Origin of the sequence: Paenibacillus woosongensis (genome assembly GCF_030122845.1) — a bacterium.
Lineage (GTDB): Bacteria > Bacillota > Bacilli > Paenibacillales > Paenibacillaceae > Fontibacillus > Fontibacillus woosongensis_A.
Window position 1 is genome coordinate 371,295 of sequence record NZ_CP126084.1, and the last position, 24,096, is coordinate 395,390.

General features: G+C 49.5%; 25 protein-coding genes. 17 read left to right on the plus strand and 8 right to left on the minus strand.

Going from position 1 to position 24,096, the window contains the following annotated elements; translation table 11 throughout:
* Window positions 1-4 precede the first annotated feature (4 nt).
* The gene (locus QNH46_RS01735; RefSeq protein WP_283926647.1) at window positions 5-1,018 is read left to right on the plus strand and encodes an SPFH domain-containing protein; all 1,014 of its coding nucleotides are present in this window, start codon (window positions 5-7) and stop codon (window positions 1,016-1,018) included.
* A 313-nt stretch (window positions 1,019-1,331) separates the two neighbouring features.
* On the opposite strand, the gene QNH46_RS01740 is transcribed toward QNH46_RS01735, so the two are convergent.
* From QNH46_RS01740 to QNH46_RS01765, 6 genes are all read right to left on the minus strand, one after another.
* A complete protein-coding gene (locus tag QNH46_RS01740; protein ID WP_283926648.1) occupies window positions 1,332-1,661 on the minus strand; it encodes a hypothetical protein in 330 nt (109 codons plus the stop codon).
* A 951-nt stretch (window positions 1,662-2,612) separates the two neighbouring features.
* Complete coding sequence (locus QNH46_RS01745; RefSeq protein WP_283926649.1) at window positions 2,613-3,584, minus strand: MFS transporter; 972 nt, start codon at window positions 3,582-3,584, stop codon at window positions 2,613-2,615.
* A 36-nt stretch (window positions 3,585-3,620) separates the two neighbouring features.
* Window positions 3,621-4,235 (minus strand): TetR/AcrR family transcriptional regulator, encoded by a 615-nt coding sequence (locus tag QNH46_RS01750; protein ID WP_283926650.1) that lies wholly within the window; start codon window positions 4,233-4,235, stop codon window positions 3,621-3,623.
* A gap of 169 nt (window positions 4,236-4,404) precedes the next feature.
* A complete protein-coding gene (locus QNH46_RS01755; protein WP_283926651.1) occupies window positions 4,405-5,283 on the minus strand; it encodes a carbohydrate ABC transporter permease in 879 nt (292 codons plus the stop codon).
* 21 nt (window positions 5,284-5,304) lie between these two features.
* Window positions 5,305-6,189, minus strand: a complete 885-nt coding sequence (locus QNH46_RS01760) for a carbohydrate ABC transporter permease (protein ID WP_283926652.1) — start codon at window positions 6,187-6,189, stop codon at window positions 5,305-5,307.
* A gap of 111 nt (window positions 6,190-6,300) precedes the next feature.
* Window positions 6,301-7,620 (minus strand): extracellular solute-binding protein, encoded by a 1,320-nt coding sequence (locus tag QNH46_RS01765; protein WP_283926653.1) that lies wholly within the window; start codon window positions 7,618-7,620, stop codon window positions 6,301-6,303.
* 195 nt (window positions 7,621-7,815) lie between these two features.
* On the opposite strand from QNH46_RS01765, the gene QNH46_RS01770 reads away from it, so the two are divergent.
* The 5 genes from QNH46_RS01770 (at window position 7,816) to QNH46_RS01790 (ending at window position 12,037) form a co-directional block, all read left to right on the plus strand.
* Window positions 7,816-9,588, plus strand: coding sequence for a cache domain-containing sensor histidine kinase (locus QNH46_RS01770; RefSeq protein WP_283926654.1), 1,773 nt, complete (start codon window positions 7,816-7,818; stop codon window positions 9,586-9,588).
* Between the two features lie 91 nt (window positions 9,589-9,679).
* Window positions 9,680-10,132, plus strand: coding sequence for a VOC family protein (locus QNH46_RS01775; RefSeq protein WP_283926655.1), 453 nt, complete (start codon window positions 9,680-9,682; stop codon window positions 10,130-10,132).
* Window positions 10,133-10,171: 39 nt separating this feature from the next.
* Window positions 10,172-10,627 (plus strand): VOC family protein, encoded by a 456-nt coding sequence (locus tag QNH46_RS01780; protein WP_283926656.1) that lies wholly within the window; start codon window positions 10,172-10,174, stop codon window positions 10,625-10,627.
* A 27-nt stretch (window positions 10,628-10,654) separates the two neighbouring features.
* Entirely contained in the window at window positions 10,655-11,359 is a 705-nt protein-coding gene (locus QNH46_RS01785; RefSeq protein WP_283926657.1) for an SDR family NAD(P)-dependent oxidoreductase, read from the plus strand.
* Between the two features lie 33 nt (window positions 11,360-11,392).
* Complete coding sequence (locus tag QNH46_RS01790) at window positions 11,393-12,037, plus strand: ThuA domain-containing protein (RefSeq protein WP_283926658.1); 645 nt, start codon at window positions 11,393-11,395, stop codon at window positions 12,035-12,037.
* Between the two features lie 60 nt (window positions 12,038-12,097).
* Here QNH46_RS01790 and QNH46_RS01795 read toward each other — a convergent pair whose 3' ends face one another.
* The gene (locus tag QNH46_RS01795) at window positions 12,098-13,702 is read right to left on the minus strand and encodes a response regulator (protein WP_283926659.1); all 1,605 of its coding nucleotides are present in this window, start codon (window positions 13,700-13,702) and stop codon (window positions 12,098-12,100) included.
* Between the two features lie 165 nt (window positions 13,703-13,867).
* On the opposite strand from QNH46_RS01795, the gene QNH46_RS01800 reads away from it, so the two are divergent.
* A complete protein-coding gene (locus QNH46_RS01800) occupies window positions 13,868-14,335 on the plus strand; it encodes a heme-degrading domain-containing protein (protein WP_283926660.1) in 468 nt (155 codons plus the stop codon).
* Window positions 14,336-14,397: 62 nt separating this feature from the next.
* Here QNH46_RS01800 and QNH46_RS01805 read toward each other — a convergent pair whose 3' ends face one another.
* Entirely contained in the window at window positions 14,398-15,045 is a 648-nt protein-coding gene (locus tag QNH46_RS01805; RefSeq protein WP_283926661.1) for an SGNH/GDSL hydrolase family protein, read from the minus strand.
* 219 nt (window positions 15,046-15,264) lie between these two features.
* On the opposite strand from QNH46_RS01805, the gene QNH46_RS01810 reads away from it, so the two are divergent.
* The 10 genes from QNH46_RS01810 to QNH46_RS01855 all read left to right on the plus strand — a co-directional run bounded on the left by QNH46_RS01810 (window position 15,265) and on the right by QNH46_RS01855 (window position 24,094).
* Entirely contained in the window at window positions 15,265-15,681 is a 417-nt protein-coding gene (locus QNH46_RS01810) for a hypothetical protein (RefSeq protein ID WP_283926662.1), read from the plus strand.
* A 43-nt stretch (window positions 15,682-15,724) separates the two neighbouring features.
* Window positions 15,725-15,895 carry a type II toxin-antitoxin system HicA family toxin gene (locus QNH46_RS01815; protein ID WP_283928318.1) on the plus strand — a complete coding sequence of 57 codons (171 nt, stop codon included), beginning with the start codon at window positions 15,725-15,727 and terminating at the stop codon, window positions 15,893-15,895.
* Between the two features lie 235 nt (window positions 15,896-16,130).
* Window positions 16,131-17,186 carry a sulfonate ABC transporter substrate-binding protein gene (locus QNH46_RS01820; protein WP_283926663.1) on the plus strand — a complete coding sequence of 352 codons (1,056 nt, stop codon included), beginning with the start codon at window positions 16,131-16,133 and terminating at the stop codon, window positions 17,184-17,186.
* 36 nt (window positions 17,187-17,222) lie between these two features.
* A complete protein-coding gene (gene ssuD / locus QNH46_RS01825) occupies window positions 17,223-18,368 on the plus strand; it encodes an FMNH2-dependent alkanesulfonate monooxygenase (RefSeq protein ID WP_283926664.1) in 1,146 nt (381 codons plus the stop codon).
* A gap of 15 nt (window positions 18,369-18,383) precedes the next feature.
* Window positions 18,384-19,178 carry an aliphatic sulfonate ABC transporter permease SsuC gene (gene ssuC / locus QNH46_RS01830; protein ID WP_283926665.1) on the plus strand — a complete coding sequence of 265 codons (795 nt, stop codon included), beginning with the start codon at window positions 18,384-18,386 and terminating at the stop codon, window positions 19,176-19,178.
* Window positions 19,130-20,056, plus strand: coding sequence for an ATP-binding cassette domain-containing protein (locus QNH46_RS01835; RefSeq protein WP_283926666.1), 927 nt, complete (start codon window positions 19,130-19,132; stop codon window positions 20,054-20,056). Before ssuC ends, QNH46_RS01835 begins: the two co-directional genes overlap by 49 nt.
* A gap of 157 nt (window positions 20,057-20,213) precedes the next feature.
* Window positions 20,214-21,527, plus strand: coding sequence for an MFS transporter (locus QNH46_RS01840; RefSeq protein ID WP_283926667.1), 1,314 nt, complete (start codon window positions 20,214-20,216; stop codon window positions 21,525-21,527).
* Window positions 21,520-22,434, plus strand: a complete 915-nt coding sequence (locus QNH46_RS01845) for a polysaccharide deacetylase family protein (RefSeq protein WP_283926668.1) — start codon at window positions 21,520-21,522, stop codon at window positions 22,432-22,434. Before QNH46_RS01840 ends, QNH46_RS01845 begins: the two co-directional genes overlap by 8 nt.
* Window positions 22,435-22,622: 188 nt before the next feature.
* A complete protein-coding gene (locus tag QNH46_RS01850) occupies window positions 22,623-23,969 on the plus strand; it encodes a hypothetical protein (RefSeq protein ID WP_283926669.1) in 1,347 nt (448 codons plus the stop codon).
* On the plus strand, window positions 23,900-24,094 hold the full coding sequence (locus QNH46_RS01855; RefSeq protein ID WP_347342987.1) for an EndoU domain-containing protein: 195 nt from the start codon (window positions 23,900-23,902) through the stop codon (window positions 24,092-24,094). The genes QNH46_RS01850 and QNH46_RS01855 overlap by 70 nt, the downstream gene beginning before the upstream one ends.
* The last annotated feature ends 2 nt before the right edge of the window (window positions 24,095-24,096 follow it).

A 24,096-nucleotide genomic window follows, 5' to 3' on the forward strand; every position in this document is an offset into this window, starting at 1 on the left:
CAAGATGGGATTCTTCAGAAATCAATTCGCGAACGTCGTAGAATGGGAAGAGTTTAGAGATGACATGATCTTCTGGAAGTGGAGCAACCGGGAGATCAAGAAGGGCAGCAAACTGATCATCCGCGCCGGCCAGGACGCGATTTTCGTCAATAATGGCAAGGTGGAAGGGATTTTCAAGGATGAGGGCTCATACAACATCGAGTCGGAGATCATCCCTTTCTTATCCACGTTAAAAGGCTTCAAATTCGGCTTCAACAGCGGCATGCGGGTAGAGGTTCTGTTCGTCAACACGAAGGAATTTACGGTTAGATGGGGAACGCAGAATCCAATTCTGATTCCGACGCCTCAGCTGCCGGGCGGCATGCCGATTCGCGCCAACGGAACGTTTAACTTTAAAGTCAGTGATTACGTGTCGCTGATTGATAATATCGCCGGAATGAAAGGCAGCTATCTCGTGGAGGATGTCAAAATCCGCATCACTTCTGTATTGGATCAGCTGCTCATGAAGTGGATCAGCCGGGAAGGCAAGGACATGTTCAATCTGCAGGCCAATGCCTCGGAAATTGCCAAAGGGATTCGTGAAGACCTGGATATGGAAATGCTGGGCAACGGAATGACGATTACCGGCTTCCAGGTGATGAGCTTCAACTATCCTCAGGAAATCCAGGATATGATCACGAAGACGGCGTCCCATGAAATGATCGGCAATCTGCAGAAATACCAGCAGGTCAGCATGACGGACGGCATCGCTTCGGGCAAAGTGCAGGGCGGCGGCATGGCCTCGGATATGGCGGGCATGATGATGGGCATGACGATGGCCAGCGAAATGATGAAGAACATGAATATGAACATGCATCAAAATCAGAATCCAGGCCAGAACCAACCCCAGCAGCACAATCAGCAGCCCCCGGCGGCTTCTGCTTCCGAAGGCGGCAAACGCCCTAACTTCTGTCCGAACTGCGGCGCCAAGAATGAAGGGGCGAACTTCTGTCCGAATTGCGGCCAGAAGCTGAACTAAATCATTAATTGCAAAAAAGAATTAAACGATGGACCAGTGATGATGGCTCATGCGTTTAATTCTTTTTTTTAACTATGCGTACTTGCGTCAGCTTCTGTTGTATTGTTCAACTTATAGTAAATGGAAGAATAGCAGTTAATTTCTGCGGCATAGGCGGAAGAGTAGATTTAGATGGATTTCATGTCATTAGAATAAGAGAAATGGCCAATCACGGCTGGATTCTTGATTTTAGGTGCATCAAATCCATCTAATCCCCTGAAGTATGCATTAAGAGCATAATTAGATACATGAATTCCATTTCGTATTACTATTCTTACAGTTCCGTCCATGTCACGTTTAACTCAATGACCCCTTTGTTCGAGGACAATCGTCCGCCAATCATGGACCAGCTTTCGTTCTTCTCGGGATTGTCGCCTTGAATGATAATGTTCTTATCGTCAATGGTCTGACCGGAATCGTCCAAGTTTTGTGTTTTGAAATAATCCTTGTATAGCTTGGTGATCGCCGCCATGTCTTCTTCGGATGAGAAAATAAGCAGCACCGATTTCTTGCCGTCATTAATTTCAGAGTGGGATGTGCTGATCTTGGCATCGTCCGGAAGAGGGAAATCCGCCGGCAAAATTTTCAGGTCTTTGCTCATCATGGCCTTGGGCTCCGGCAGTCATGTTCTGTACGGCCTCTGTATCCGGCGGTTGTTGTGCTGGCCTGCTTTTGGAGGATTGGCAGGCGCTTACCCCCATCAATACAAGAATGGATAACAGTAAATACATCAATCTGCTGATCTTCATGAATTTGTCTCTCCTTCTCCACGTTCCCCGTATTTCCAAACCCATCCCATATTAATACGTTTTTGCATTTTATCGTACGGTGGATAGGCCCATTTATGAAGCCGTTTCACAGTTTTGGAAATATACTTTAGACCCGCATGGCTGCTTCCTTCCTCCTAGTCTGCGCTGCAGTCGAAGCCACTGCGTCAAACTCAAAAAAACGAGCCACTCCAAGAGCGTGGGAAATGTAAGCGCACTCTTGACGCAGAAAGGGTTATTTTTGCGCCAAATCCGGATTCCTTATTTCTTTACATCTACTTTTTTTGGGAGTAATTCATGACGAACTGGTTTATACCATCAATAATCCTTTATCGCTGAATTCTACAGTCGGAAACGGGGGAACCAGAGGGATGTGCATGTATGTCCCAGGGGTGAATCGCTTGATCTGGATCAGGTAAACGTCAAGTGTAGGGCTACTGCTCTGAGTGCGGCTAGTTCGTATCAGTGTTGAGATGTTGTTGTATGGGGCTCCTGCACCTGCTCTTGCTCATGCTCGAACCCCTGCCTGGAACGTTTGCGCACCAGGGAAGGCAGGGCGAGTAGATAGTAGGCACTTACGCCGAGTGTGCAAATGCCGAAAAGGTAGTGCAGCCAGGTAATAGAGACTCAGGCCGGGAAGGCTAAGGCTACAAATCCTAGCGCTAACGAGTGTCCTAGCATCATGACAGGCTCGATCAGGGCGTTTACCCTGCCCATATTTTGCGGGGGAACGAGTTCCGGCATCCAACTGCCGAGAGCAATGTTGATGGGGGCGATGGCAATTCCCTCTATAAATACAAGCAGGAGATAGATCTCGATCCGGTCGGTGAAGCCCAGGCCCCAATAAGGACGCTGGAGATGAACAACCCGGCAATGAGGATCGGGGTTCTTGTATAACGGCGAATTAGCTTGGGGCCGATGACACTGCCAAGGAGGAAGCCCACGCCGAGAAATATCGTAGTTAATGAAGAGTGAACCACGTAATTGTCTGGGCTGATCTTGTATTTCATGGAGAAAATCGGCAGGATGGCGAACACACCGTTGACGATGCCAAAGAATAGGAACCCCGAGATGAGAACCAGAAGCAGTCTGTTGCCCATAATATAACGGAGTCCCAGCCAAAAATCCTGGAGAAGCAGGGGAATTCGGATGTCGCGGATGCGGTTGCGGCCGTTAGGCATGCGGGCATGCTCGGGAAAATCGCCTTTGGAGATCAAGAGACCAGACAATAGGAAGCTTGCACAATCGATCATGACGGCCCCCTCGATTCCGATGAAATGATAGGCCGCTGCGCCGAGACTCATGCCGAAGAGCATGAACATGCCCATCATCATTTGATTCAGGCCTGAGGCCTGCACATATTGATCTTGGGGGATACTGCCTTGCAGCAATTCCATTTCCGCGGGTCCGAAGAATTTGGATATCGAGCTGCGCAGAAATAGAATCAAAAAGCATGCGAATAATACATCGTAATGGACGAATACAAGCAGCAGCAGCGTTAATCCAGCCCGAATCCAATCGCTGTAGGCGGCGATGAATTTGCGGTCGATCCGATCGGCAATGACACCGACGATCCAGAATACTGCAAGGGTCGGCAGAGAATACATGAGCTCCGCCGTGGTTGCCAAGGCTGGACGTTCACTGTACCGGTCTACCAAATAGTAGGCAAAGGCCATGTTACCCACGACGGTGCCCAGCTGCGAGGCGAATGCGGCAAGGAATAGCTTGGTGAATGTTCCATTCCGAAAGAGTGAGATCATCACATCAATCCTCCTAAATATGGTTCTATGTCAAGCTTAAGCATGCAGCAATTGGTGCAGGTATTGAATCAGCGCCTCTTGCTGCATTTGCGTATGGGCCGTCTCCGGTCCGACGGTGATCGTATGCGTCAGAATGCCCTCCTGGAAAGCGGCGGCAAGCTTCGAAATGTCCGATACGCTCATGGCGGGCGAAAACTCACCTTGATCTACCCCTTTTTGCAGCAGCGCCGCGAACCGGGCAATCCCTTCTTCGTAGCGCTGCAGCAGCAGCTCGCTGCGTGCCGCATCCCGCCAGCCGATCAGAAAATACTCGTAAAAGGCCGGCAGCATTCCGCCGCGGGGCGGCTCTAGCAGTTCGTCCTGCTGCTGTGAATATAAGGTTGTGATCACATCCCAGACGCTGGCCGAAGTCTCGAGCAGTTCCGCGATGTACTGCTCGTGCTCTGCGTCCTGATGGTCAAGCAGCGCCTCGAATATCTCTTCTTTCGTCTGGAAATATAAATAGATCCAGCCCCGGCTCATGCCGGTTTCCTCAATAATGTCCTTCAGCGTCGCTGCACCGTATCCTTTCTCCGAGAACACTCGCTTGGCAGCATCGAGAATTTGCTGCTTGCGCTTTTCTCTTTGGCTGTCTGAAATTTTAGGTGACATCATCATGCTCCTTTCCGTAAAATGAACCATGTGTCATTTATTTTGTAATAATGACACGCGGTTCATTTTGCAAGGGCGAATGTTTTTTCCTGGTGCCCCAAATTAGCTGCTGAATGATGTCCATACTAAAAAGCCCGCTCCAGGAGCGGGCTTTGGCTTTGTCTATCCATTATCCTTTTACGGATCCGACGATCAGGCTTTTTTGGACCTGATCACTTAGCAGCACATAAATGAGCAGCGTTGGAATTGTGGCGATTACGAGACCAGCACCGATCGGCCCCCAGTCTGTGGTATGTTGTCCGGCGAGCGACATAATACCTACCGTCAAGGTTTTTAGCTTCTCGCTGTTAATAAACGTATTCGCGAACATAAGCTCATTCCAGGTGTTCATGTAAGTGAAAATCGCCACGGTAGCCAGCGCAGGTCTTAGCAGCGGAATGATGATTTTGCCGAATATTTTGTAAATGCTGCAACCATCAATACAAGCCGCTTCCTCCAGTTCACGCGGAATACTATTCAAAAATCCGGTCAGAATGAATATCCCCATCGGTAGTGCAAACGCCACATATGGAATAATGAGCGACCAATACGTATTCAGCATATGCATATTTCTCAAGATGACGAACAACGGCAGCAAAGTAGCATGAATCGGCACCATGAGACCGATCAGAAAATAAGTCAAAAACAAATTGTTCAGCTTCCAGTACATGCGGACAATAGCGTAAGAAGTCGCCGCCAGCATGACACTCGACAGAAGGATCGTCGCCGCTGTGACGATGATGCTGTTGATGAAGTAGACTCCTACATCACCGGTTGTTAAAGCGGATGTGTAGTTGGACCATCTCCAGACCTCGGGAAGCCCCAGCACGTTGCCGCCGAATATTTCATTGTTATCTTTAAATGAGAACAGCAGCAGCCAGAACAGCGGATACACCTGAATGATAGCGTACGCCGCCAGAGCCAGGGAGAGAAGTGCCTTACCCGTTGTCTTGAAGCTGAATTTGGACTTTGGATTCATTTGGGGGACTGTCATAACGTTGCTTTCCATGGTTCACACCACCTTTTCTCTCTAATTAACAGGATCTTTGCCAAACATTCTTTGAATGATTACCGTTGCAACCAGACACTCGACGATGATGAAGATGGCCATCGCACTTCCGTATCCATATTGGTATTTGGCAAAAATCGATGTATACATAATCGTCGTTGGCACTTCTGTAGCATGCAATGGTCCGCCGTTCGTCAGTACATAGATCAAATCAAAGGCTTTAAACGAACCAATGACGGAAAAAACGACGCAAACGCGCAGGATAGGCTTCATGAGTGGAATCGTGATTTTTAGGGCCAGTGTAGGCTCATTGGCTCCGTCGATTTTGGCCGCTTCATAAATTTCGGTGGAAATCGATTTGGCCGAAGCGTACATGAGCAGCATATGATAACCGACATATTGCCACAGCAATGCTACAAAGACAGCACCAAGCGCTGTTTGCGTATTGCCGATCCATTCGTTCGCAAGGAATCCCAAACCTATTTTATTGAGAATGATATTAAGCATACCGTAGTTGGGATGATAAATTTTCATCCATAATTGACCGATCACGACGGTGGAAATGATCACCGGAATAAAGTAAACGGTTCTGTACAGCTTCTCGAACTTTACGCCCCTTGCCAAAATTAAAGCGAGCAATAGTGAAATAGGGAGCTGGATGCCGACGGAAACGATAGCCAAAACGATGGAATTCTTGACACCTTTCGTAAAACCGTCCGTGTTGTTTACGAATAAATCCACATAATTTCCTAACCCGATAAATTTACCATTGGAGAAGCCATCCCATTCCAGCAAGCTGTAATAGCCGGAGAAAAAAATCGGAAGAATGATGATGACAGTGAAGACTAGAAATGTCGGGAAAACGAACAGAAAAATCGCTTTTTTATCGCCCAGCAGATTTTGCATACGAAGTGATACCTCCTTGATGAACAGGCTCAGCAAATTTCATGGGCCTGTAATAAATTTTCCCTGCCAATGAGATCAATCGATTAGCAGGGAAAATATTTGCTTAACGGATTAATTACCGTTGACTTTGTCTTGCATCTGAGCTCCGAATTGTTCAGGAGTAATTTGATTGGCGAACACTTCTGCAACCAAATCTTGATGCGTTTTTGCATCAGCACCGTTCAGATAAATGTCCCAAACAGGCACACTGCCCGCAGCTCCCGTGATGATATTATCCATGATTTCTTTAGCTAACGGGTTAATTTGGGATTGATCCAGGCTGTCATATTTCCAGGTTGGCAAATTGATTCCCGACAGGTAACCTTGCTCTGCTTGGGCTTTAGCCAGGTAAGTGGCCGCTTTAACGGCTTGCTCCTTGTATTTTGTGTCTGCGCTTACAAGCATAGCGTCGCTGCCGCCGCCGACATATTCGGTCGGATCGCCTTTGCCGTCTTCGCTCGCCGGGAATCTGACGGCTTTGATTTTTCCTTTGACCATAGATGAATCCGCTTCCATTTTGGACGCCATCCAGTTACCGCCGAACAACATGGCGACTTTACCTTGGTTGAACTCCGCTTCCGCTTCATCCTGTGTCATACCCAAAACGCCGTTGCCAAATGCCCCTGCATTAACCAGCTGTTGTATTTTGTCCGCCGCATTCACAAATGCCGGATCAGTGAAAGATGCTTTGCCATTCAACGCATCCAGCGACAGCTGGGAACCGCTTTCACGAAGGGCGATCATATCGTAAATCCACATTCCCGGCCATAAATCTTTCATACCGGTAATCATCGGCTTAACTCCGTTCTGATTAAACGTATCTACAGCCGTCATCAACTCGCTAAACGTCGTGGGGATTTTGACCTGATATTGATCGAACAGCTCGGTGTTGACGTATAGGGCACCGGCCATTTGACCGTAAGTGATACCGTAAACCTTTCCGTCATAAGTAATGTTGTCCAGCGCGCCTGGCAGCATTTGATCTTTCGTTTCATCCGTCAAATATTCATCCAGACTTAGAATTTTGCCGGCTTCTACAAACGGTTGGGCAAAACCGCCAGTCCAGGAATACATAATATCGGGAGCTTCGCCGGCGGCGATGGCCGTTTTGATTTTTGTTTTATAAGCGTTGTTCTCTGTACCACTGTATTCAATTTGAATGTCCGGGTTGTTATCGTTCCATTCTTTAATAATTTTCTCCAATTCAGATCTTTCTGGCTCTGCCGTGCTTATTCCCCAAAAAGAAAGTGTGACCTTTTCCGCCTTAGGCGCCGTTCCGTTATTCGTGCCGCTGCTGCTATTGGTTCCGGACGAATTGCCACAAGCAGACAAGCCTACAGCCAGTGATGCCACTAATAATGTAGAAACCATCATTTTCGTAATTCGTTTCATATGAATCCTCCCTTTTCGAATGTCATAGCTTTTTTGATACGCTTTCATCATAATTAAAATACAACTGAACTTGAATCTAATATATTGACTCGTACCTTTGATATTTTTACTTAAGCTGCAATCCATATATAAATCACCCCAAAATCATAGTAGAATGTGGTTGTCCTTAAACCCGGCCGGTAAGGAGTTGTGCGCATGAGAAAACTGAAGAAATGGTTTATGGACTTAAAGATTACGCCAAAGATTATCATTTATTATTCGATCATGATCATTATTTTCATGGTATTGAGCGTCGTTGTTTACAAGCAGCTCAATTATAGTACGGTCACCAAAAAGGTGGGCCAAATGCTGATGGAAACGGTAAAGACGGTCGATGCCAATTTGAATTTCTTAATTGAAACGACCAGCAATCAAGAGAAGATTCTGCTGTCGAGCAAAACCTTGCAGTCGGCACTAAGCCAAAACAGCAAACGAAATGATCCGGTGGTTCAGCGGCAGGTAGAAAACTATCTCGAGGAATCGATGAACTTTAATGAAGTCATTTCTTCTATTTACGTCTTTGACAACGAGGGTCACAAGTATTACGCCGACAATGCCTCGTATAAAGCGGTAAGCCTGACGAAAATCAAAGAAGCGCCTTGGTTCGATGAGCTGGTTCGTTTAAACGGCAGTTATTTGCTCAAAATGAATGGCGGCGGGACCTTTGACAGTCAGGATATGAACTACATCTCGATGATTCGAGTCATTAACAACATTGATACTCAAAAGCCGATCGGCTACTTGATGGTCAACATTTCGGCCGACACGATCAACAAATATTTGAATAAAGATGGCAACACCTATAATACCCAGTACATTTTGAAAGATGAGTACAACAACGATTTCCTTCATGCCAGCCTTGCCGAGGAACAGGAATTTGCGGTCATTATTGACCACGTCCTGGACAAGGAAGATCATTCCGAGATTAAAAAGGTTGGCAGCAAGCAATACATCGTGTCCAATTTGCGCACCGAGTTCGATTGGAAGCTTATTGCGATTACCCCGTTTAACGAGCTTAGCACACAGGATCAGACGTACACTATTATTTTTATTATCACCTTGCTCGTCAACGGGGTCTTATTAATGTGCGGTATTGTCTTCACTTCACTCCTCATTTCCAAGCCCATTCAGAAGCTGGTCAATGCTATGAAAACGGTGGAAAGAGGCGTATTCCAAGAGGTGTCGATCAAAACGGGCAATGATGAAATCGGCAGATTGAAAAATGTATATAACATGATGATTCGTGAAATTCAGCTGTTGTTTGACAATGTGGTCCAGGAACAGGCGGCAAAACGGAAAATGGAGCTGGAGGCATTGCAGAACCAGATCAAGCCGCACTTTCTTTACAATACTTTTGATGCGATCAGCTCACTGGCTTTATCGGGAAACCATGAGGATGTATACACGATTGTCAAAGCCTTGGGCAAATTCTATAGATCGTCATTAAATCAAGGCCATGAAGAAATCACCATTAGACAGGAGCTGGATATTGTCGAGCAATACCTGACGATTCTGAAATACAGGTATGGCGATAAATTTACCGTCACTACCCACTTTGACGAGCGGACGCTCGATTACACCATTCCGCGTCTCGTTTTGCAACCATTAGTTGAGAACGCTATCAATCACGGGATTCGGGCGAAAATCGGGCCTGGTCTGATCACGGTTCAATCTTTATTTTGCGGGGATTCGATCCAATTGATCGTGGAAGATGACGGAGCGGGCATGGAAGAAGAAAGACTGACGCAGATCCAACAAGGTTTGACGAATGGCGTCGGGTTAAAAGCTACCATTGAAAGACTAAGCATCTATTACAACGCCAAGGCAGACTTTCAAATCGAGAGTCAAATTGGATATGGCACTAAAATTACGCTTACGATTCCAGCCATAAATGATAAGGCAAACTCGAATAAAACACTTCAACTTTAATCAGGTTTAGGCGCGTGTTGCGGAGAGGAGGAGTTCAGATCATTGGTTCAACACGTGTTTATATATATATCAATGTTAGGGAGTGAACCAAATGGGCATTATCGATCCACATCAAATTTGTCAAATTGCCTTGGTCGTCAAAGATATTGAAGCAGCAGCCAAAAATTATGCTGAAATCTTTGGTGTTGAAGTTCCTGAAATATGGCTGCTCGCACCGGAAGAGGAGAGCCATACCAAATACAGAGGCTTGCCTACCGGTACCCGCGCCAAATTATGCGTGTTTGAACTCGGGTCTATCATTCTGGAGCTTACAGAACCCGATGAGCATCCAAGCTCCTGGAAAGAGTTCCTGGAAGAGAAGGGTGAAGGCGTTCATCATATCGGCTTTATGGTTAAGGATCGAGAGGAAGCATTATCAGCGCTGGAGAAGCGGGGCATTCCGGTGCGTCATACCGGTGAATATCCTGGCGGCAGCTACACATTTGTCGACAGCGAAGCCCAGCTTGGCGTATTGCTGAATCTGAAATACGAACCAAAAAATTAAAGTTCAAGCAAAAAAACAAAGAATGGATGGTGTTCATCAATGGAAAAAGGCATTCTGGGTACAAAAGTGGTTGCACAAATCGGTCTCATTGTGAAGGATATCGAGGTAACTGGCAAGAAGTACGCAGACTTCCTCGGTGTAGAAGTTCCGCCCATCGAACTTACCGATGAGTTTGAAAAATCGCAGATTCACTACAGAAACAATCCTACGACGGCCAGAGCCAAGCTGATGTTCTTCCGTACTCCCGGTTCGGTGGAAATCGAGTTGATTGAACCGGATCACAATCCTTCCACCTGGCGGGAATTCCTCGACACACATGGTGAAGGCGTGCATCATATTGCATTTTATATTGAAGATTCGAAGGGTAAAATTGCTAAATTGCAGGAGCTTGGCATGAATCTCGTCCAAACCGGCGAATATACCGGCGGCAGATACTCTTATATCGACAGCTCAGACGATCTTAAAGTGATGTTGGAGTTGCTGGAGAACGATTGATATCCCACATAATGGAGGTCCATTCGCATGAATATTGTCGTAATCGGTGCTAACCGGGGACTGGGTTATTACCTGGCCAAAGTTTTTGCCGAAAATAATCATCAAGTGATTGCTGGCGTATTTAGCAAAGATAGTTCGCCTGAGGTTAATGATTTGCAGAGTTCTTATCCGCAAAATGTTCATCTGATTCCGATGGACGTATCCAGCGAGGAATCGATCCAGGCTGCGGCCCAAGCCGCGCAGCAATTATTTGGTCAAGTCGACGTATTGATTAACGTTGCGGGTGTCCTGTTGCCGGGTGACCGGGAAGGGACGATTGTGGATACCGACTTGAGAGAATTGCGGCTATCGCTGGAAGTGAATACGGTGGGCACCGTAATTGTTATGCAGCGATTTTTGCCGGTTATGCGCGGCGACGGAGGTGGCATGATGATTATGGTTACCTCCGAGGCAGGGAGTGTCACGAACAACGGGAGCGTGTATCCATACTACTCGGTCTCCAAGGCCGCTGCGAACAAGGCGGTGTTCGTCTTCCGGGCAACGGTCGGGGATCAATGCGCCATTTATGCCATGCATCCAGGCCGGATGAATACAGAAATGGGCCGTACTTACGCGCAAATCGAGCCGTATGAATCGGCAGAAAGTATTTACCGCATCGCCATCGGCGAGAAGCCGATTCAGGATAACGGCACCGGGTTCATCAATTACAAGGGAGAACCTATGGAACTGTAAGGAATCAGGCATGGAAATACTGGAGGGGGAAATATGAAAAAAAGAATCTTTGCGCTGCTGGGAGATTATTATCATGATCATGACCTCATCCTGGACTCCTTAAAAGCAGCCATCGCGCCAATGGGAGATCATGTTGAATTACAGGATATCGGTGTCGACAACTTAGCTTCTGCACTTTTGGAGAAGCCCGACCTGTTTGTTCTCAATAAGGAAAATCGTCTTAATCCCACCGATGAACAAATCCGTTGCTGGATGACGCCTGAGCTGGAGACGCAAATATCGGATTATGTGCAGCAGGGCGGAAGCTGGCTGGCCTGGCATGCCGGGCTCGCGTCCTACCCGGAAGAAGGCCCTTACGGCCTCATGCTGAAAGGAATGTTCAAGTTTCACCCTCGGGTGAATAAGCCTGTTAAATATCAGCGCCGGGGAGAACCGTGTTTCCTGGGCGCGCCAACGCGGTTTGAAGTCATTGATGAGCATTACTTTGTTGAATGCGACCAGACGAATACGCATGTGTTCCTTGAAGCGGAATCGCTGGACGGGGTATCTGTTGCCGGATGGGCGCATAATTTCGGTGCGGGGCGCGTGTGCTGCGTTACACCGACACATCGTGCAGAGGGATTGGCGCATCCCGAGATGCATCGATTGATCAGAGAATCTATACAATGGCTGCTGTAACAGGACACAACAATAGAACCTCCTTCCCCATGCAAGACGGGTGGGAGGTTCTTCATCTCATTATGATTTTAGCGTTCTTCTGTAATCGCTTACGGAAATGCCCGTGTATTTCTTAAAGCAGGTGCTGAAATAGTTGGAATCGGATATCCCCACCGCTTTGGCAATTTCAAACGCTTTCATATCTTGTTCTTTCAGCAGCGCAATCGCATTTTCCACACGAACTGTCGTCAAATACTCGATAAAATTAGTGCCAGTCTCCTTCTTGAAAGTACGGCTTAAGTAGCTTGGATTCAGGAAAAATACTTTGGCCAGCTCGGTGAGGGACAGGTTCGTGTCGGCGTAATGCTCCTGGATGTACTTTTTAATATCATCAATGGAATTTCCAGTTTTATGCACTTGATGCTGATTAATGATGCGGATCGTTTTTTCCGTGATTTCAACGAGATGCTGCTTGATGTCGGGAATCGTATCCAGTACAAAATAATTGTATAATTCTGCTTCAACTTTTTGCACATCATCCGGGTTTAGACCGAATTCAGTTAATTTCCTGACACAGATCATATGGATATTCATGGCGATTTTGCGGATGTCGTTGATGATAGTTTTGTCCTTCAAGTCAATGTTTTCATATATTTCATCAATCGTCTCCTGCAATTTGTCCTGTAGACCCGCTTTGATGTAAAAGCCCAGCTTGTTATATAAATTATTGACATCGCAGGAATGATGTTTGCTGTACAGGTCGATATGGTTATATAAAATGATCATGTTATTGCCAACGATAACGCGGTAGCTGATCGCTTCCAGAGCCTCTTTATAGGATGTGCATATTTCGTTAACGTCTCTTTTCACATCTCCAAGGCCGATGCAGATCGAACAGGAGGTCTCCTGAAGAATTCTACTCTTCAACCATTCGCATTGCTCATACAAGTCGCCGTGTTCGTCATTGTTCAGGATAATGACCCGATTCATCGCATCCAAGAAAGCAAACGTGTATGGATTACGCTCGTAATACTTTCGAACAATACGGAGAAGCGTTTCGCTGTTGGCTAGCCGAGTCTTTTCATCTAACGGCTTAATGTCTGCCATGCTGATATCGATCGCGGCAACTTGGAAGCTGTCATATTTGAAATGTACGCCGAGGAACGACATTTTTTCGGTTGTCACTTTTTTATCGGATACTTCCTCAAGTAGTTCATTAAAGAAGCGTTCTTTCAAATAAGGCAAATTATCATATAGGCGGCGTCTTAGTTTTGAATTTTCACTATTGTTCCTTCTTTCCTGCTCGATGATTGTTTTCAAATGGGTGACGGTCTTCAGCACCTCTTCATCGTTGATTGGCTTCAGCAAATAGTCCGATACTCCGGCGCGTATGCTGCGTTGTGCGTATTGAAAATCATCATAGCCGGACAAGATCGCGATTTTGATGGCGGGATATTTTTGCAGGGCCATTTCACTAAATGTAATTCCGTCGATAATCGGCATATAAATATCCGTAATGACCAAATCCGGCAAATGCATCTCCAGGAGATCAAAAGCTTCGTTGGCATCGGCCGCTTCCGCTACAATCTCCATATTAAGGTAGTCCCAATTGATACAATTTTTAAGCAGGTTTCTTACTAAATATTCATCATCGACAATCAATACTTTAATTTTTGCAGTATCCATAGCTCATCACCTGACTGTACTGGATTGAGTAAATATTCCCTGCGGTATCCTTTGTCTCTATATATAATTATACACTGAAAACGCTTTATTTTCCCTTTAGATTTATGACCTTAGATTTAAATATTCGCTTTGTTCTTTTAATTTTAACTAAAGGATGTGTCCATGTTGAAAGATGATCAAATGTTATTAGATAGCTTGCTTCAGGAAGAGGAAGATCTGCAATTTTCCCAATTTACTCATAATACAGCCGTGCTCATCGGGATGAAAATCGTAGAGAAGGCGCTCAAGGACAACAGCCCGATGGTGATCAGCATTCAAAAAAACGGGCAGCAGCTGTTTTACAGTAAACTGGACGGAGCCACGATGGACAATGATTTGTGGATCAAACGCAAAAACAAAGTGGTCGAGCATTTCAACCACAGTTCGTACTACATGAACGTATTATTTAAGACGACCCAAACTACGATTGAATCCTATTTCCTTGATCGCAAAGATTTTGGGGTCGAGCCAGGGGCATTTCCGATTATTGTGAAAGACGTCGGGATTATAGGGACGATTACGGTGTCCGGGGTGCCCGGGGAGGGCGAAGATCATAAAATCATTACTGCGGTATTAAAAGAGATGCTTCAATAACATAAAAATGGCGCTCACCTAGCATAGGTTAGTGCCATTTTTATTTCCGAAGTTGGTGCGGGTTACTTGTTAAGGGCGAGATAAGGAGCCAGGCCCTTCGCGATCACCTGATGGCCCCGGTCATTGGGATGGATGGGCAGGAAGCCGCCCAAGGCATCCTCAATCTTCCCTTTGCGATAGCCGTAAATCAGCTGGCTTTGCTTGCCTTCGAACCAAAGATGGGTGGGGATGACTTTCGCATTGTAGCTCTGCGCAACCTCTTTCGTCGTTTGATTCAAGCCGCTGATCGCTTTGGCGGCCAGAGGGCTGTTCGGAAAAGGATTATATTGCGTGCAGCAGAGGATTCGAGCAGGGCTGGTATTTTGGATCTGGGTTAGAATCGCGTGTAAATTTCGCTTATAGCGCGCTACGATTCGTTTTGCGTCTAAGACTTGTTTGCTGGCAAGCGCGGACAGAGCTGCATTTGCCAAATCCACGCCTCCGATCCAGACCGAGACGACGGCAGAACGGCTGATCACAGAGGAGCCCTGCCATGCCGCGGCATCCAGCAGATCCAAGGTGTTCCACCCAGGGCGTGCCAGAACATATCCAATCACCTTATGGGAGCTTGAAGCATTTACTAGGGATGCGGCGACTCGGGGATAGGCTTTTGCGAAAGAGGAGGCATTCTCCCCGAATGTAATCGAATCGCCAAGAGCGGTATAGATCATAGGAAGATATCCCTTTCTTTATTCATAATTGCGTATCTTATAGGTATAATATGGCGTTTGCACATGGGGTGTGTGCACGAGAGGGTGGCAGTTAGAAGTAAAGACACCATAATTGGTGTCTTCTTTGGCTGTAGAGAATAATTTAGTTTAATCATGAGTAAACTACAGAGTGTACATTCTGTACATAGTTTTATAAAATGGAGGCGAGGAGGGATGAATATGCAAACGGTTCTGAATGCAACCGATGTTAGAGCCAATTTTGGCGGATTTATAGATACTATCGTACGTGAGAAGCCTCAGGCGGTTAAACGGAACAGAGATGTGATTATGGCATTCTCCAAACAACAAACGAAGGAACTGCTGTCCATTTATGAATTGACTTTTGAGTACGAGCAAGATGAAGATGGCAGATATGCTGGTTCAATCGAACAAATTGAGGATATAGTCGCCGATGGCGAGACACTTGAAGAACTTAGAAGTGAATTAGCGCGACAGCTAATTGAATATGCTCTGGACTATGAGAATAATTATTCGCAATATTACAACACACCGAATCGACGCAAGCATGCGCCGTATGTATTGCGTGTACTGCTGGAAGACGATATTGAATCGGTTGAACAAATGTTCCATGCCTAGCTGGAGTGATTTAGAGAACTTTTTAAGACGTGACGGCTGGGTGATGATCCGGCAAACGGGCCGTGATAAAATTTATCAGAAAACTTTGCCGGACGGCCAGATATTACGGTCTGCCGTATCCAAAGGTACAGGCGAAATTGGCAAGGGGTTGTTTAATCGTATACTAAAGCAGCAGTTAAGGGTGGATAAAGAATATTTCAACTCTCGAAAGTGAGCAATTATAAAGTGAAGAAAAATTCTTGACACCATTCTGCCACTGATGATATTATACGAAATAATCCAAGTTAACTGATGTGAATTAACAGAATTGAATCGACTTCACCGGACCGCCGGAGGGTCTCTCTTATCGAATAGAGGCATGTATTATGCCTTTCGATCAGGGGGACCTTTGTGTTTTTCTTAGGTTTTTTTGAGAATCAGGAAGAGGAAGAGAAGGGGGAGAGCTGTATATGAACAAGAGTAAGTCTAAACGGGCAGCACAGGGGGTTATCGCGGCGGCTTCGGCCTTGCTGCTGGCGGTGGTATTGTCCGCTTGCAACGCAAGCAGCAGCGATGGCCAGGCGGAGGGCCAGTCGGCCTCGGGGGCAGCAGCGGTTCCGGCATCAACGGAAGCATCGGTGGCGGGGGCGCCGTCCGAGACAAGGGATATTACGATCCGCATCGGATATCAGAAATACGGGACGATCAATATTCTGAAAGCGGACGGAGCGCTCGATCGCCGTCTGGAGGAAGAACGCAACATTAAAATCGAATGGACGGAGTTTCCGGGTGGACCGCAATTGCTTGAGGCCTTGAATGTGGGGAGTGTCGACGTCGGGCATACGGGAGAGGCGCCGCCGATCTTTGCCCAGGCTGCGGGTGCCAAACTGGTCTATCTGGCGCATGAGCCGGCTAGTCCCCGAAGCGAGGGAATCATCGTACCGAAGGATTCGCCGCTCCAATCCGTCGCCGAGCTGAAAGGGAAGACCGTTGTGCTCAATAAGGGCTCCAATGTTCATTATTTGCTAGTGAAGCAGCTGGAGGAGAACGGTGTAGATTATAAGGATGTCGATGTAAAATACCTGCCGCCCGCCGATGCGCGTGCTGCATTCGAGAAGGGGAGCGTGGATGCTTGGGTGATCTGGGATCCATTCCTCGCCGCTGCGGAGACCGCCACGGGGGGCAGGGTGATTGCCAATGGGGAGGGCGTCGTCTCCAATCATGAATTCTACCTGGCCACCCGCGAATTTGCCGAGAAGTATCCGGATCTCGTAGAGATTCTGCTGGAAGAGGCGGATAAAATCGACGCTTGGTCCAAGGACCACCCGCGAGAGCTCGCGGAGAAGCTGTCGCCCCAGCTTGGTATTGACGTCGAATCGCTGGAGCTGGCTGCGGGCCGCAGAGCCTACGGCATTCAGCAGATCGACGAGGAACTGATCCAGGCCCAGCAATCGATTGCTGATATCTTTTATGAGCTGGGACTTATCCCGGATAAGCTGGATATCCATGACGCGATTTTAAAATAACATGTGGAAAGACACGGATTAAGGAGGAGAAGAGTGATGAAAGTATTTTGGTTCATACCGACCCATGGAGATGGGCGTTATTTAGGTACCAGTCAAGGCGCGCGTGCAGTGGATCTCCATTATATGCAGCAGATTGCCGTCGCAGCCGACCGGCTCGGCTATGAGGGCGTATTGATTCCGACGGGCAGCTCTTGCGAGGATCCGTGGGTAGTAGCTTCTTCACTGGTGCCTGTTACGCAGCGCCTGAAGTTCCTTGTCGCGCTCCGCCCGGGGCTGACCTCGCCGACGCTTGCGGCGCGAATGGCCGCGACATTGGATCGCATTTCGGATGGCAGGCTGCTGCTGAACGTCGTGGCCGGGGGCGATCCCGTGGAGCTGGCTGGAGACGGCTTGTTCCTGGATCACTCCGCCCGCTATGAGCTGACGAGTGAATTTCTTGATATTTGGCGCCGGGAGCTCTCTGGGGAGACTGTTGATTATGAAGGGAAGCATCTGCGGGTCGAGGGCGGACATATTCTGTATCCCGGCATTCAGCAGCCTTATCCGCCGCTCTGGTTCGGCGGCTCGTCGGAGGCGGCGCAGCAGGTGGCCGCGGACCATGTCGACGTCTATTTGACCTGGGGCGAACCGCCGGCCGAAGTCGCGAAGAAGATCGCTGAGATGCGCAGGCTGGCCGAAGCGCGGGGACGCGCGATCCGGTTTGGCATCCGCCTGCATGTTATCGTTCGCGAGACGGAGGACGAGGCCTGGGCCGCGGCCCATGATCTCATCAAGCATTTGGATGAGGAGACGATCGCGGCGGCGCAGAAAATTTTTGCCCGTTTCGATTCGGTCGGGCAGAAGCGGATGTCCACGCTGCATGGCGGCAGCAAGGAGCAGCTGGAGATCAGCCCGAATCTATGGGCAGGGATAGGCCTCGTTCGCGGTGGTGCAGGCACGGCGCTAGTCGGCAGCCCGGACATCGTCGCTGAGCGGATGCAGGAGTATGCGGATCTCGGGATCGAGACATTCATTTTCTCAGGATATCCGCATTTGGAGGAAGCCTATCGCGTGGCGGAGCTGCTGTTCCCGCTGCTGCCGCTGCAGCAAAGAAGCGAGGCGGCGGGGCCGTCCTCCATCAGCCCGTTCGGCGAGATTATAGCAAACAATGTGCGGCCAACGCCGAAGGCATCGGCGCATTAAGAGGAGTCGATAGGAATGGGAAAGAAGAAGTGGCATTTGCAGGCTTTGCCTTGGTATATCCCCCTGCTTATTCTGATCGTCTGGCAGATGCTCGGCAGCACCGGTCTTATGCCCGAACGTACGCTGCCGTCGCCGATTGAAGTGTTCCAGGCAGGTTGGAAATTGACGACGAACGGTGAATTGGCGGCGGCGATCGGCATCAGCACATGGAGAGCGTTGATCGGCTTTATCATCGGCGGTTTGCTGGGTTTCATATTAGGGTTATTGAACGGGGTGATCCCGCTCTCGGAGAAGCTGACGGATTCCACGATCCAGATGATCCGAAACGTGCCGCATCTGGCGATGATTCCGCTCGTGATCGCCTGGTTTGGCATCGGGGAAGAGGGCAGAATTTTTCTTGTCGCGCTGGGTGTATTTTTTCCGATTTATATTAATACGCTGCATGGCATCCGCTCGGTCGATCCAAGCCTGATTGAAATGGGGCAGGTGTACGGGCTGCGCCATTGGGAGCTGTACCGGCGCGTTATACTGCCAGGCGCGCTGCCGTCGATTCTGGTGGGCTTCCGTTTCGCTCTCGGCATCATGTGGCTGACGCTGATCGTGGCCGAGACGATCGCGGCCAATTCCGGCATCGGATATATGGCAATGAATGCGCGGGAGTTCTTCCAGCTGGACGTTGTGGTGCTTAGTATTTTACTGTACGCACTGCTCGGCAAATTATCAGATCTGATGGCCAAAGGGTTTGAAAGGAGGTGGCTGAGATGGCATCCGCACTTCGCCAAAGAAGGCTCGCGATTCAAGAGCGTCTAAGAAAGGATACGCCTCGGGAGCCGTACCTCGATGCGCCGCCGAAGGAACCCTCCCTGCAGGCCGAAGCGGACGGCAACCGGAAGCGAATTGCGCAGGATGACACGCCGACTAACGGCGTATCGATTGAGCTGGACGCGGTGTCCAAGCAATTCGGCAGCAAGCAGGTGCTGCGGAACATTCAATTGTCGGTGCAGCCCGGCAGCTTCGTGGCCATCGTCGGCCAGAGCGGCTGCGGCAAAAGCACGCTGCTGCGCCTTCTATCGGGGCTCGATCAGGCGAGCGGCGGGTCATTGAGGCTGCAGGGGCAGGAGGTTCAGGGCATTCACCCTGCAACGAGGTTCATGTTCCAGGATTCGCGCCTGCTGCCTTGGAATACTGTGCTGGACAACGTGAAGCTGGGCCTGACCGGCTCGGGTTCCGACGATCCGCGGCGGCGAGCCTATGAAGCCCTTGAGCTGGTCGGGCTTGCAGATCGGGCTGAGGAATGGCCGTCCGTCCTGTCCGGGGGCCAGCGGCAGCGGGTCGCTTTGGCCCGGGCCTTGGTCGGGAATCCGCGCCTGCTGCTGTTCGATGAACCGCTTGGCGCGCTGGACGCGTTGACCCGTATCGAGATGCAGCGCCTGATCGAGCATTTATGGAAGCGGCGGGGCTTCACGGCCGTTATGGTTACGCATGATGTGAGCGAGGCGGTGGCTTTGGCGGACCGGGTCATTCTGATCGAGCAGGGGGAGATTGCGCTGGATCTGCAAATTACGCTGGCCCGGCCGCGCCATCGGGATGCAGGCTTTGCCCATTTTGAACAGATCATTCTTGACCGGGTATTGGCTCGGGATGACGGGGAGCTGCACAGCCCTCATGTTCCTTTATACGATATTTGATGGGATTGTCCGGTTCTGGAAATAAAACGGCACGCATAAATATGAAGCATGCTCCATACGGAATCATTCACCAATCAAGCGATCCTGCCCAGGATCGCTTGATTGATTTCTAAAGGTGCAATCACGGGGCGATTCGCTCTGCGGGAGTGTGGGTGACATGCGTGACAAAGGAAAATGGATCAACTCGCCGTACACGTATGCGCTGGGGATGTTTGCGATGATGGTGCCGAGTCAGGCCTTCAGCTCGTTTTATAGCTATTTCTATGTGGAGAAGCTGGGGCTGGGGATTGGGCTGGCTACTTTGGCGCGAACGGTTTTTCTCATCTGGGATGCCGTGAACAATCCGTTATTCGGGTACTGGTCGGACCGGACACATACCCGTTACGGCCGCCGCAGGCCGTGGGTGTTCGGGGCGATGCCTTTGTTTATGCTGTGCTTTGTACTGATATTCTCCCCTCCAGGTGGACTAACGGAGCGAGGGCTGTTTAGCTGGTTTCTTATTATGCTTGTTCTCTTCGAGGCCGCGGCTACGGTGTTGTGGGTGAACTACGGGGCCCTGTTCCCGGAGCTGTTTCGCGGAGACCGCCTTCGTGCCAAAGCCTCTGCGATCCAGCAGGGTTACCAGGTTGCGGCGCTGCTTGTCGGCACGGCATTAACGCCTCTTATTTTTACAGCAGTTGGCTTTTCCAAGATGGCTATCCTGTATGCCGGTGTATTCGCTGTATTTATGTTCCTCTGCATGCTGAGTGTGCGGGAAAGAGAGGAAACGGACGAAGGGGAGCCGCTTCGGCTGATGGCCGCTTTTCGGGCAACGCTGCGGAATACGAAGTTCTGGGTGTTCAACATCGCCAATTCATTTGCCCAAACCGTGAACGGGCTGGTCAGCTCGATCATCCCTTTCTACGCCAAATACGTCCTGCGGATTCCAGAGGCTTCCGTATCGATCCTGCTGGCCTCCGTGTTCGTATCGGTCATTCCAATGGTGTTCGTCTGGTACTGGATCATTCGCAGCATGGACGGCGTCAGGGCCTGGCGGTTATCGCTGATCGCATACGGATTAACCGTTATCCCGCTCTGGTTCGGCCATAATTTGATTAGCGGCATGCTGGCGGGCATCGTGTTTGGCTTCGGGCTGGCCGGCTTTCTGGTGACCCCGGCACTGGTGGGAGGCCGAATAATTGATGAGGATGCCGCTAAAACCGGCTTAAGGAGAGAAGGTATCTATACCGCGGTAAGCGGGTTCATAACGCGTTCGAGCGGGCTGATCTCGGCGCTGGCTTTTTTCGTGGTCGGCCTCATATTCGGATATGAGAGCGGAGAGCGTCCTGGCCCTGAACCAGCGCTGGCGTTTCAATACTTAATCAGCGTCGTACCGCTATGCCTGCTGCTCATATCCGTCATCATATCTTATACGGTGAAATTTGATTTTCGGGAAAACCGCACGGAGGGGAGCCGTGGCAGCCATGAGTAGAAAGCTGATTATCAACTGCGATGATTTTGGTCAAAGCACAGCTATGAATCAGGCGATCATGCATCTGTTGGAGGAAGGCAAGGTGTCATCGGCGACGATGATGGCCGTGGCTCCCGGCTTTGAAGAAGCCGCAGCGTGGAGCGCGCGCCGGAGGCAGCCCAACATCGGACTTCACCTCACGCTGACTAGCGAATTCGAGGCGCTGCGCTGGGGAAGCTTAACCGGCGATGCTTCCCTCCAGGATGAGAGTGGCTGTATGCATAAGACCGTAAGGGAGTTTGAGCAAAAGGCGCGAACCAGAGCAGTAGCCAAAGAACTGGATGCCCAATACGAGCGGGTCAAGAAAGCCGGAATAACCATCAGCCATATCGATAATCACATGGGCAGCCTGTACGGTGTAGCAACGGGACGCAGTATGCTGCCGCTCATGTTCTGGAAGGCATCGCGGTGGAAAGTGCCGGCGCGGTTCTTTCGCTATATTTTTCGTGAAGATCCGCTGCTTAGCTCACTGTCCAGTATTGAACGTCCGGTGGCACGTGCTGCAGCGCTGGCAGATGTGCTGGGAGTGCCGATCCTGGATTATCTGTTGTCGCATCCCTTTGGCTTGCAAGCCGGGGAAACGTACGACAGCTTCAAGCGGTCGATCATTGGCAAGCTCTACAGGCTGCCGTCCGGTGTAAGCGAGACGTATTTTCACCCGGGAAGAGAGGATTCTTGGATGATGGCGCATATTCCCAATTGGGAGAAGCGGGTATGGGAGTTTCGCTTGTTGTTTGACGATGATTTGGCTTATGCAATGCAGGATGCCCGGGTGGAACTGGTGGACTATCGATATGTGCAGGAGAAGCTGCGGCGTCCCCGGATCAGGTCGGGCTTCCGGCTTGTGAGGGAGTTTGTGAGGAAATGATACTGATTTTGCCGGGGCTTTAGCGTGGCTTCGGCATGTCTGTAGCTGGAAGAATTGCCTAATTCCTAAGGCCTAAAGTTTGGAAATGTCGATCGGGCGCTTATAGGTATACCGATATATTCCTTAAAAGTAGGGGGGTTGGTAAAATGTCAGACACTAATATTTTCCTGAAATGAGGTTGGACAAGCTTGAATAAGGTGGATCCTGGCCGAGTCGGGGGGTTGGCACGCGACCTGGAGCGTTTAGAGCGCACGATGGAGAATGGAATCACAGGAATGTCCAGAGAACTACATCGGCTCATAAGCGATGTGGAGGCGGCATATTCCGATCCGTCCGAGCACTATGTGCGATCCGCAGCGCGCGAGGCCAGCGGCTTGCTGCGGGAAATCGGAAAGCTGGCCGAGCGGATCGACGAGCAGATGAGGAAGAAGGTTCAGGCGTTACGTTATGCGGAGAATGAATACATAAAGGCAGAGAAGGATTCGGCCAGAGCGACTGGCGTGAAAAAATCGGCGACATTTACCCTCAAGGGGACGGTTCAAAGCTGGTTTCAGCGCTTCTTGGAGAAGGGGAAACAGAATGTCGTTGATCCAGGCGATTCTTCGTCCGCTGAATCACGGCCTTCTCTGCTGCAATGGATCAGGGGAAGCTTGCTGGAGCTTCAGGACGCCTCTTTGGTGCAGCGTCTCGACCCAGTAAAGGAAGATGAGCGGATCGCCTCCCTGCTGCAAATTTTGGACACCGGGACGGCGAAGGAGCAGGCGTGGGCGCGGGAAGAACTTGAGGCCATCGCCTCAAGCTTCAAGGAGATTGCCCGTAACCAAGCGGCCTATAAAATATATGCGATTTACAATAATGAGCTATACATGGGATATGCGCATCGGTCGGCCCAGCAGCAAAGGGAGCAGTTGGCGAAGCTAGGCGTCGCTGAGGAATGGTATAAGTCCGGGGTCAGCTTGGCCGTGTTCTATAAAGGCTCTCCGCTGGATGCCTGCGACTACAATCCGCTGAAGCAGAATCTGTCCGCGATGCCCAAAGAGAGCGAGCTGCGCTTGATGATTGCGGCTGGCATGATCAATCCCATTTACCGGGAGTGGGCAAGACTCCACTACGACGCCATTGCGGCAGCGGTGCGTCAAGCGGCAGAGCGGCGCAGGGAAATGCAGGCGCTGCTGGATGAATACAACCGGGCGGTTCCTGCGGAGGATATCCGCAACATGCAGCAGTATTTGAAGGACATGAACATCTACCAAGGCGAGATTACGGGGGAATATAATCAGGAATTCCTGATCGCCGTAGCGGGCTATCAGCATATCGCGAACACGGTAAGCACCATGGCCGCGGTTCGGCGCGGGTGGTTCGGCTGGGAGCTGTTCGAGGTAGATGGGAAGATCACGAAGGAGCTGCTGGACTTAGCTTGGGCGGAAAGTAGCTCGGGCATGCGCAACAATCCGAACCTGAACGAATACCAAAAAATGCAAGGTCTACTTTTTTTCCAAAGGATTGGACACCGCAACAAGTTATTGATGAAATAAATATTGCCTTCAACAACAAGGTTGTTCACAAGAATAATAGATATAGAGGAACTGCTAGTACAGGAATGAAGATTGAATTTATTATAAAAAATGGAAAAATTACATCGGCATATCCGTTGTACTAAGG